Source organism: Burkholderia guangdongensis, assembly GCF_013403875.1.
In the GTDB taxonomy this organism is placed as follows: domain Bacteria; phylum Pseudomonadota; class Gammaproteobacteria; order Burkholderiales; family Burkholderiaceae; genus Burkholderia; species Burkholderia guangdongensis.
The window spans coordinates 169,093-179,197 of the sequence record NZ_JACBNX010000008.1 but is presented as its reverse complement, the minus strand read 5'-3'; the positions used below and the strand labels follow the sequence as shown (position 1 = coordinate 179,197).

The window sequence follows — 10,105 nt, the reverse complement described above, 5'->3', positions numbered from 1 at the left end:
CCGCTGAAGCCGGACACGTACGGCGGCTCGTTCCTGTACCACATGGACAACAACCAGGTGGTCGTCGGCTTCGTGGTCGGGCTCGGGTATTCGAACCCGTACCTGTCGCCGTTCGAGGAATTCCAGCGCTACAAGACGCACCCGGCGATCCGCCATTTCCTCGAAGGCGGCAAGCGCGTGTCGTACGGCGCGCGGGCGATGACGGCCGGCGGGCTGATGTCGCTGCCGAAGACGGTGTTCCCGGGCGGCGCGCTGATTGGTGACGACGCCGGGTTCCTGAACGCCGCGCGCATCAAGGGCTCGCACGCGGCGATCAAGACCGGGATGCTGGCCGCCGACGCGGCGTTCGACGCGGTGCAGGCGGGCCGCCAGAGCGACGAGCTCGCCGCGTATCCGGATGCGTTCAAGACGTCGTGGCTGTACACGGAGCTGTACCGCTCGCGCAACTTCAAGCAGTGGATGAGCAAGGGGCTGTATCTCGGCACGCTGATGGTCGGGATCGAGCAGAAGCTGATGAACGGCAACGTGCCGTGGACGCTGCGCCACCAGCACGCGGACCACGAGATGCTGAAGCCGGCGTCGATGTGTCAGCCGATCGAGTATCCGAAACCGGACGGCAAGCTGACGTTCGACCGGCTGTCGTCGGTGTTCATCTCGAACACGAACCACGAGGAGAACCAGCCGGCGCACCTGACGCTGAAGGACGCGAGCGTGCCGGTGAACGTGAACCTGCACCAGTACGCGGGGCCGGAAGGCCGGTTCTGCCCGGCGGCGGTGTACGAGTTCGTGAAGAACGACGACGGCAGCGACCGGCTGGTCATCAACGCGCAGAACTGCGTACACTGCAAGACCTGCGACATCAAGGATCCGACGCAGAACATCGTGTGGGTCACGCCGGAAGGCGGTGGTGGCCCGAATTATCCGAATATGTAACGTCTGAGATGTAACGTCTGAGAAGTAACGTCTGAGAAGCGCGCGTGCACGCGCGAACGTAACTGGAGCAAGTCGATGAGCAATGCAGCGAAGGAAGTGGTGGTGGTAAGCGGGGTCCGTACCGCGATCGGCGATTTCGGTGGCAGCCTGAAGGATTTTTCGCCGACGGTGCTCGGCGCGAAGGTCGTACGTGAAGTGCTGTCGCGCGCGAACGTCGCGGGCGACGACGTCGGCCACGTCGTGTTCGGCAACGTCGTGCATACCGAGCCGAAGGACATGTATCTCGCGCGCGTCGCGGCGATCGACGGCGGCGTCGCGCAGCACACGCCGGCGCTGACCGTGAACCGCCTGTGCGGGTCGGGCCTGCAGGCGATCGTGTCGGCCGCGCAGACGATTCTGCTCGGCGACGCCGACATCGCGATCGGCGGCGGCGCGGAAAACATGACCCGCGCGCCGTTCAGCGTGCCGGCCGCGCGCTTCGGCCAGCGGATGGGCGATGCGAAGCTCGTCGACATGATGGTCGGCGCGCTGCACGATCCGTTCCAGACGATCCACATGGGCGTGACCGCCGAGAACGTCGCGGCGAAGTACGGGATTTCGCGCGACGCGCAGGACGCGCTCGCGCTCGAATCGCACCGCCGCGCGGCGCGTGCGATCGCCGAAGGGCGTTTCAAGGACCAGATCCTGCCGATCGCGATCAAGTCGAAGAAGGGCGAGGTGCTGTTCGACACCGACGAGCACGTGCGCCACGACGCGAGCCTCGACGATTTCTCGAAGCTCAAGCCGGTGTTCGTGAAGGAGAACGGCACGGTGACGGCCGGCAACGCGTCGGGGATCAACGACGCGGCCGCGGCCGTGCTGCTGATGGAGCGCGGCGTGGCCGAGAAGCGCGGCGCGAAGCCGCTCGCGCGGCTCGTGGCGTACGCGCACGCAGGCGTCGATCCGGCGTACATGGGGATCGGCCCGGTGCCGGCGTCGCGCCTCGCGCTCGAGCGTGCGGGGATCACGGCCGCCGATCTCGACGTGATCGAATCGAACGAAGCGTTCGCCGCGCAGGCGTGCGCGGTCACGCAAGAGCTCGGCCTCGATCCGGCGAAGGTGAACCCGAACGGCTCCGGCATCTCGCTCGGCCACCCGATCGGCGCGACCGGCGCGCTGATTACCGTGAAGGCGCTGTACGAGCTGAAGCGGATCGGCGGTCGCTACGCGCTCGTCACGATGTGTATCGGCGGCGGGCAGGGGATCGCCGCGGTGTTCGAGAACATCGCGTAACACGGCCGCACGGAGGAATCGAACATGACCATTCGTACGGTAGGCATCGTCGGCGCGGGCACGATGGGCAACGGCATCGCGCAGGTCGCGGCGGTCGCGGGGCTCGACGTCGTGCTGATCGACGTGACGGACGCCGCGCTCGAGAAGGGCGTCGCGACGCTGTCCAAAAGCCTCGAGAAGCTCGTCGAGAAGGGCAAGGTCGACGCGGCGACGCGCGACGCCGCGCTCGCGCGGATCAGCACGTCGACCGACTACGCGCGGCTCGCGGACGTCGACATCGCGATCGAGGCCGCGACCGAGAACGTCGACCTGAAGCTGCGGATCCTGCGGCAGATCGAGTCGGTCGTGCGCGCGGACGCGATCGTCGCGTCGAACACGTCGTCGATCTCGATCACCGCGCTCGCGGCCGTGCTCGAGCGCTCCGAGCGCTTCATCGGCATGCACTTCTTCAACCCGGTGCCGCTGCTGCAGCTCGTCGAGGTGATCCGCGCGGTGCAGACGAGCGAAGCGACCGCGTCGGCCGTGAAGGCGCTCGCCGAGCGGCTCGGCAAGACGCCGGTGCTCGTGCGCAACGCGCCGGGCTTCGTCGTGAACCGGATCCTGGTGCCGATGATCAACGAAGCGTTCTTCGTGCTCGCCGAAGGGAGCGCGACCGCCGAGGACATCGACGCCGGGATGAAGCTCGGCGCGAACCATCCGATCGGGCCGCTCGCGCTCGCGGATCTGATCGGGCTCGACGTGTGCCTGTCGGTGATGGATGTGTACCTGAAGGACTTCGGCGATTCGAAGTATCGCGCGTGCCCGCTGCTGCGCGAGCTCGTCGCCGCGGGCCGGCTCGGCCGCAAGACCGGGCACGGGGTGTACAAGTACTGACGATCGCTCGGGCGTGCGCTTGGGCGTCCGCTCCAGCGACGGACGAAACGGCACGTGCGGGCGCCCACCCGCGCGTGCCGTTTTTTTGGGGGGGAGGGTCAGTACGGACTGCCCGACGATGGCAACGGTGCCGCACCGCCACCCGGTGTGCGCTCCGGCGTGCGCCCGTAGCTGCGCGCGAGTTCGGTCGCCGCGTTGACGAGCAGCGACGTGTCGACGCCGACCGCGACGAACTGCGCGCCGGCGTCGAGATACGTCTGCGCGGCCTGCCGGTTCGCCATCAGCACGCCGGCGGCCTTGCCGGCCGCGCGCACGGTGCGGATCCCGTCGAGAATCGCGCGCTGCACGTCCGGATGATTCGCCTGCCCGCGATAGCCCATCGACGCGGACAGATCGGCCGGCCCGAAGAACACGCCGTCGACGCCGTCGACCGCCGCGATCCGCGCGAGGTTCTGCATCGCGATCGTCGTCTCGGCCTGCACGAGCAGGCACATCTCGCCGTTTGCGCGATTCACGTAGTCGTCGACCTGATTCCAGCGCGACGCGCGCGCGAGCGCCGCGCCCATCCCGCGTATCCCGTCCGGCGGATAGCGCATCGCGCGCACCATCAGCGCCGCCTGCTCGGGCGTGTCGACCATCGGCACGAGCAAGGTTTGCGCGCCGACGTCGAGATACTGCTTGATCAGCGCGACGTCGCCGTGCACCGGGCGCACGACCGGCTGCACCGGATACGGCGCGATCGCGCGAAGCTGGTCGAGCACGCTGCGCACGTCGTTCGGCGCGTGCTCGCCGTCGAGCAGCAGCCAGTCGAAGCCGCACGGCGCGAGCAGCTCGGCCGCGTTCGCATCGGCGAGGCCGACCCACAGGCCGATCTGCGTGTGCCCCGCGCGCAGCGCGTCGCGGAACGTGTTCGGTGGAATCTGCATCACAGGCGCCTCCTCAGACGAAACGGAACGAGACCGACCCGAGCGGCCCGTAGTCGACATGGAACGCGTCGCCGGCCGCGGCCGGCGTCGGGCGCGTGAACGACCCGGCGAGCACGACGTCGCCCGCGTTCAGCCGTTCGCCGTACGGCGCGATCTTGTTCGCGAGCCAGGCGACGCCCGTGGCCGGATGATTGAGCACCGCGGCCGCGAGGCCGGTCTCCTCGATCACGCCGTTCTTGTGCAGCATCGCGCCGACCCAGCGCAGATCGACGTCCATCGGCTTCACCGGCCGCCCGCCGAGCACGATGCCCGCGTTCGCCGCGAAATCGCTGATCGTGTCGAACACCTTGCGCATCGCGCGCGTGTCGCGGTCGAATTGCTCGATGCGCGAATCGATGATCTCGATCGCCGGCACCACGTAGCCGGTCGCGGACAGTACGTCGAACAGCGTCACGCCGGGGCCTTCGAGCGGTTTCTCCAGAATGAACGCGAGCTCGACCTCGACGCGCGGCGCGATGAAGCGCTCGATCGGGATGTCGCCGCCCGCGTCGAAGAACATGTCGTCCATCAGCGGCGCGTAGTCGGGCTCGGTGATCTGGCTCGCCTGCTGCATCGCGCGCGACGTGAGCCCGATCTTGCGGCCCTTGATCGTGCGGCCGTCGGCGAGCTCGAGCTTCACCCATTCGCGCTGGATCGCGTAGCCGTCCTCGATCGTCATCTCCGGAAACCGCTGCGAGAAATGACGCAGTTGCGTGCGCGTCTTGCGCGCGTCGTAGAGCTGGCGAGCCAGCGCGGTGATCGTGTGTTGCTCGAGCATGGGTCAGCCTTGGGTGAAGAGCGGGTGCAGCGAACTGGTGCGCGAGTTGTAGACCTCGGCGCCTTCGTCGATCTGCAGCGTGATGCCGATGTGGCGGCTTGCGAGCAGCGCGGCGAAATGTTCCTGGATGCATGCGTCGAGCGCGCGCCCGACCGCCTGATGCACGGCCGCGCTGCGTCCGCGCGCGATCCGCAGGTTCAGGTAGACGAACGCGTAGTCGCCGGTGCCGCCGGCCGCGCGCCCGGCCGCGCCGCCGTCGGCGATCGCGCAGTGCGCGGCCGGGTACGCGAGCACGCGGATGCCGCCGGTCGGGAACACCGGTTGGCCGGCTTCGTCGCGCTGCGCGCGCATCGTGTCGGCGAGCGTCGCGCACAGCGCGCGGATGTCGGTGCCGCCTTCTGCGGCGGGGCGGTCGAGGTCGGGTGTGTAGAGAATCGTCAGATGCGGCATCGCAGTCTCCTTGTGCCGGGCGTGCTCAACGGTGCGCTCAAAGGCGCGCAAACGCGCGATAGTGTCGGGCGGTCGACGCTTCGGCCGCCGGAATCGCCTCGCCGCGTTGCGGCGTGACCGGGAACACCGCGTTGATCTGCCCGGTGCCGGACGCGCCGAAGTACGGCGTCAGCACCTCGGCGCGGCCGTCGTAGCCGGACCAGCCGAGCGCGCCGAGCATCATCGCGGTGTCGTGCATGAAGCCTTCGCCATGCCCCTTCGACGCGTATTCGGGCAGCATCTCGCAGAACGTCTTCCAGTCGCCGCGCTCCCACATCGCGACCACCTGCCGGTCGAGCGTCTCCAGCAGCGGGCTCCAGATCCTGAACGCATACTCGGGCGCGAGGCCGTTCTGCGCGAAACGATGACTCAGGCTGCCGCTCGCGAGGAACGCGACCTTGCCGTCGTAATGCTCCTCGACCGCCCGGCGCATCGCCCAGCCGAGCCGCGCGCTGTCGTTCAGATAGTGTGCCATGCACAGCGCGGACACCGACACGACCTTGAAGTGCTGGTCGGCGTTCATGTAGCGCAGCGGCACGAGCGTGCCGTATTCGGGCGCGAGCGTGGTCGCGTCGTGCGCGAGCGTCTCGACGCCGTGCTCGTTGCAGGCCTTCGCGAGCAATGCCCCAAGTACCGGATTGCCGGGCGCGTCGAACGGCATGTTCGCGATGAAGTGGGGCAGCTCGTTGCTCGTGTACGTTCCTTCGAAATGCGGCGCGCAGTTGATGTGATAGTTCGCGTTCACGAGCCAGTGCGTGTCGAACACGACGAGCGTGTCGACGCCGAGCGCCTTGCAGCGGCGCGCGATTTCGCGATGGCCGTCGATCGCGTCCTGACGCGTGCCCTTGCGCGGGCCGTCGAGTTCCGACAGGAACATCGACGGCACATGCGTGATTTTCGCGACGAGCGCGAGTTCGCCCATGATCGTCTCCGTTTCAGAATGTCCGGCTATCCGAATGTCCGAGTGTTCAGCGTGTCTGGATGGCGCCGCTCAGACGCGGCCCCACTGCGGAATATGATGCGCGCCGAGCGACACGCAGACGTTCTTCGGCTCGAGGAACACCTCGTAGCTCCACGTGCCGCCTTCGCGGCCGACGCCCGACGCCTTCGTGCCGCCGAACGGCTGGCGCAGGTCGCGCACGTTCTGGCTGTTCACGAAGCACATGCCGGCCTCGATCGCCGCGGCGACGCGATGTGCGCGGCCGGTGCTCTCGGTCCATACGTAGCTCGACAGCCCGTACGCGATGTCGTTCGCGATCCGGATCGCGTCGGCTTCGTCGTCGAACGGAATCAGGCACGCGACCGGTCCGAAGATTTCCTCCTGCGCGATCCGCATCCGGTTGTCGACGTCGACGAACACGGTCGGCGCGACGTAGTTGCCGTTGCGCAGCGACGCGGGCAGGTCGAGCGCGTCGAGGCCGCCGCACGCGAGCGTCGCGCCTTCCTGCGGGCCGAGCTCGATGTAGCTTTGCACCTTCGCGAGATGGCCCCGGCTGATCATCGGGCCGACGATCGTGTCGTCGGCGAGCGGATCGCCGACCTTCAGGCGCTTCGCGCGCTCGATGAAGCGCTCCGCGAAGCGCGCGTAGATCGACTTCTGCACGAGAATGCGCGAGCCGGCCGTGCAGCGCTCGCCGTTGTTCGAGAAGATCATGAACACGGCCGCGTCGAGCGCGCGCTCGAAGTCCGCGTCGTCGAAGATCACGAACGGCGACTTGCCGCCGAGCTCCATCGAGAATTTTTTCAGGCCTGCCGCCTGCACGATCCGGTTGCCGGTCGCGGTCGAGCCGGTGAACGACACCGCGCGCACGTCGCGATGCGCGACGAGCGGCTCGCCGGTTTCCTGACCGTAGCCGTGCACGACGTTCAGCACGCCCGCCGGGATGCCCGCTTCGAGCGCGAGCTCGCCGAGGCGCGCGGCGGTGAGCGGCGACAGCTCGCTCATCTTCAGCACCGCGGTGTTGCCGAACGCGAGACACGGCGCGACCTTCCACGTCGCCGTCATGAACGGCACGTTCCACGGCGAGATCAGCGCGCACACGCCGATCGGATGGAACAGCGTGTAGTTCAGGTGCGTGTCGGTCGGGTACGTGTGGCCGTCGACGTGCGCGCACACTTCCGCGAAGTAGTGGAAGTTGTCGGCCGCGCGCGGTACGAGCTGCTTGCGCGTCTGCGAGATCGTCTGGCCGGTGTCGTTCGTTTCGGTCTCCGACAGATCCGGCACGTGCTTCGTGATCAGCTCGCCGAGGTTGCGGATCAGCTTCGCGCGCTCCTTCGGCGTCTTGGCGGCCCATGCGGGGAACGCGTCCTTCGCGGCCGCGACCGCCGCGTCGACTTCGTCCGCGCCGCCGCGCGCGACTTCGGCGAGCACTTCCTGGTTCGCCGGGTTCACGGTCTCGAAGTAGTCGCGCCCGGCGCGCGGCTTGCCGTTGATCAGATGTTCGATGCGCATCGTCGTTCCTCTTTCGTGCTTGCGTGCTTGCGTTCGTTAGCGGCCGAAGTCCGCATCCGACGCGATTGCGTTGACGAGACGGCCGAGGCCGTCGATTTCGCAGACCACTTCGTCGCCGGCGTCGACGTTCACGACCCCCTCCGGCGTGCCGGTCAGGATCACGTCGCCCGGCGCGAGCGTCATGAAGCCGCTCAGGTATTCGATCAGCGCGGGCACGTCGGTCACGAGGTCGCGCGTGTTGCCGCGCTGGCGCAGCGTGCCGTTCACGTACGTGCGCAGCCCCAGGTTCGCGACGTCCGGCACGTCGGCCGCGTCGACGAACCACGGCCCGAGCACGGTGCCGCCGTCGCGGTTCTTCACGCGCAGGTTCGGGCGGTAGTAGTTCTCGAGATAGTCGCGGATCGCGTAGTCGTTCGCGATCATGTAGCCGGCGACGTGGTCCATCGCGTGCTCGCGCTTCACGTTCTGCGCGGCGCGGCCGATCACGACCGCGAGCTCGCACTCGTAGTGCATGAACGTGACGTCGGCGGGGCGGCGCGTGAGCCCGCGATGGCCGAGCACCGTGCCCGGCCCCTTCAGGAACACGAGCGGCTCTTCCTGCTTCGAGAACTGCAGCTCCTTCGCGTGATCCGCGTAATTGAGGCCGAGCGCGAAGATCGTGCCGACGTCGATCGGCGCGAGCCAGACTACTTCGTCTTCCCGACGAATCCGGCCATCGGCGAGCCGCACGCGGCCGCCTTCCGGATACGCTTCGTGAATGGCGCCTGCATAGGCGACGCGGCCGCGCATCATCGTTGTTCTCCTTGCTGTTCGACGTCGTCGACGAAAGACACGCGAAGCGGCGCGAAATCGCCGATCGCGATCGTCGCTTCGTTGCCGGCGCGCACGACGGGCGCGCCGTGCGGCACGCCGAGCGTGATCACGTCGCCGGCGGCGAGCGTCATGAAGTCGGTCACGTCCGCGAGCAGTTGCGCGACGCCGCGCACCGACGTCGCGGTGCTCGCTTCGAACGCTGGCTGTCCGTCGATCCGCACGGTGATCGCGAGGTCGTCCGGGTTCGCCACGTGATGCTTCGCGACGAGCGCGGGCCCGATCACGCAGAAGCGGTCGCGCGCGCGAAAGCGCACCGACGGACGATAGACGCTCGCATGCGGGATGCTGAGATCCGCGACGATCGTGTAGCCGGCGACGTAGTCGAGCGCATGCTCTGCCGGCACGCGGGTCGCGGTGCGGCCGATCACGATGCCGAGCGACGCGCCGACTTCGACGCCTTCCACATCGATCGGCACATTCACGCACGCGCGGTGCCCGGCGAGCGTGTTGCGCGGCTTCAGATAGAGGATCGGTGCCTTCGGCGGCGCCTTGTACGGGGCGTCGCGCATGGCGTCGCCGAGTGCGTCGAGCGCGGCGCGATCGTTGAGCAGCGTGCCGTAGACCGCGCCCGTGACGGGCGCGCGGCACGCGACGCCGTGCGCGAGCAGCGCGGTTGCGGCCTGCGCGTCGACGTCGCGCGGCAGCGGGTCGCCTTCGAGGTGGAGCAGGTGGTCAGCCAGTGCGAACATGAGCCGGGGTCCTGTCGGGTGAAAACTGGAAACGTGTCGGACAAAAACTTGCCCGACGCGAATGGGTCGGGCAAAAACACTAACATGTTAGCGATTCTGCGCTTGATATGATTCCGGGTCAACAGGGTCGTCGCATCGCCGAGGGTTTTTTCCGTTGAGGGTTTTCCCCGGTATGCGGCGCTCATTCGCCTTCCGATTGCCATGTCCGATTCCACCGCCGACCGCCTCCTTCACCGCAACCTGCCGATGCTGCTGCTGCGCGCGCGAGAGAAGATGATGGAGCGGTTCCGGCCGATCCTGACCGCGAACGGGCTGACCGAGCAGCAGTGGCGCGTGATCCGCGCGCTCGACGAGAACGGGCCGCTCGAGCCGCGGCAGATTTCCGATCTGTGCACGATCTCGAGCCCGAGCATGGCCGGCGTGCTCGCGCGGATGGAGGCGCTCGCGCTGGTCACGAAGGAGCGCTTCGAGGACGACCAGCGGCGCGTGCGCGTGTCGCTGACGAAGAAGAGCGCGAATCTGGTGCGCGTGCTGTCGAAGGATCTCGAGGCGCAGTATCGCGCGCTCGAGCGCGCGGTCGGGCCGGACGTCGTCGGGGAGGTCTATCGCGCGGTCGACGCGCTGCTCGCGGGGCTCGAGGCGGATTGAGGCCGATTGAGGCGGACCTGGGCGGAAAGGCCGACCAAGGCGGACTGAAGCGCGCGCGACGTCCGCGGCGTTCGTGGCAACCGTCCACGCGCCTTGGTGCGGCGCGGCGGACGCGTTGTCATCCTTCTGGTCG

The 10,105-nt window shown here is 68.1% G+C and carries 11 protein-coding genes; 4 read left to right on the top strand and 7 right to left on the bottom strand.

Annotated features, from left to right (window positions below; translation table 11 throughout):
• The 3 genes from HZI36_RS10100 to HZI36_RS10090 form a co-directional block, all read left to right on the top strand.
• Positions 1–933: electron transfer flavoprotein-ubiquinone oxidoreductase (locus HZI36_RS10100; RefSeq protein WP_179402508.1), on the top strand; the 933-nt coding region annotated here is incomplete at its 5' end.
• Between the two features lie 75 nt (positions 934–1,008).
• The gene (gene bktB / locus HZI36_RS10095) at positions 1,009–2,205 is read left to right on the top strand and encodes a beta-ketothiolase BktB (protein WP_179402507.1); all 1,197 of its coding nucleotides are present in this window, start codon (positions 1,009–1,011) and stop codon (positions 2,203–2,205) included.
• A 24-nt stretch (positions 2,206–2,229) separates the two neighbouring features.
• Positions 2,230–3,078 (top strand): 3-hydroxybutyryl-CoA dehydrogenase, encoded by an 849-nt coding sequence (locus HZI36_RS10090; RefSeq protein WP_179402506.1) that lies wholly within the window; start codon positions 2,230–2,232, stop codon positions 3,076–3,078.
• Between the two features lie 98 nt (positions 3,079–3,176).
• On the opposite strand, the gene hpaI is transcribed toward HZI36_RS10090, so the two are convergent.
• The 7 genes from hpaI to HZI36_RS10055 all read right to left on the bottom strand — a co-directional run bounded on the left by hpaI (position 3,177) and on the right by HZI36_RS10055 (position 9,324).
• Positions 3,177–4,004, bottom strand: a complete 828-nt coding sequence (gene hpaI / locus HZI36_RS10085) for a 4-hydroxy-2-oxoheptanedioate aldolase (protein WP_179402505.1) — start codon at positions 4,002–4,004, stop codon at positions 3,177–3,179.
• 13 nt (positions 4,005–4,017) lie between these two features.
• A complete protein-coding gene (hpaH, locus tag HZI36_RS10080; RefSeq protein ID WP_179402504.1) occupies positions 4,018–4,821 on the bottom strand; it encodes a 2-oxo-hept-4-ene-1,7-dioate hydratase in 804 nt (267 codons plus the stop codon).
• A gap of 3 nt (positions 4,822–4,824) precedes the next feature.
• Entirely contained in the window at positions 4,825–5,271 is a 447-nt protein-coding gene (locus tag HZI36_RS10075; RefSeq protein WP_179402503.1) for a 5-carboxymethyl-2-hydroxymuconate isomerase, read from the bottom strand.
• A 37-nt stretch (positions 5,272–5,308) separates the two neighbouring features.
• The gene (gene hpaD, locus HZI36_RS10070; RefSeq protein WP_179402502.1) at positions 5,309–6,232 is read right to left on the bottom strand and encodes a 3,4-dihydroxyphenylacetate 2,3-dioxygenase; all 924 of its coding nucleotides are present in this window, start codon (positions 6,230–6,232) and stop codon (positions 5,309–5,311) included.
• A gap of 69 nt (positions 6,233–6,301) precedes the next feature.
• On the bottom strand, positions 6,302–7,762 hold the full coding sequence (gene hpaE, locus HZI36_RS10065; RefSeq protein WP_179402501.1) for a 5-carboxymethyl-2-hydroxymuconate semialdehyde dehydrogenase: 1,461 nt from the start codon (positions 7,760–7,762) through the stop codon (positions 6,302–6,304).
• A gap of 36 nt (positions 7,763–7,798) precedes the next feature.
• Positions 7,799–8,554: a fumarylacetoacetate hydrolase family protein gene (locus HZI36_RS10060; RefSeq protein WP_179402500.1), complete on the bottom strand. Its 756-nt coding sequence runs from the start codon at positions 8,552–8,554 to the stop codon at positions 7,799–7,801.
• Positions 8,551–9,324: a fumarylacetoacetate hydrolase family protein gene (locus HZI36_RS10055; RefSeq protein WP_179402499.1), complete on the bottom strand. Its 774-nt coding sequence runs from the start codon at positions 9,322–9,324 to the stop codon at positions 8,551–8,553. The genes HZI36_RS10060 and HZI36_RS10055 overlap by 4 nt, the downstream gene beginning before the upstream one ends.
• A gap of 246 nt (positions 9,325–9,570) precedes the next feature.
• On the opposite strand from HZI36_RS10055, the gene hpaR reads away from it, so the two are divergent.
• A complete protein-coding gene (gene hpaR / locus HZI36_RS10050) occupies positions 9,571–9,972 on the top strand; it encodes a homoprotocatechuate degradation operon regulator HpaR (protein WP_179402517.1) in 402 nt (133 codons plus the stop codon).
• Positions 9,973–10,105: the final 133 nt, after the last annotated feature.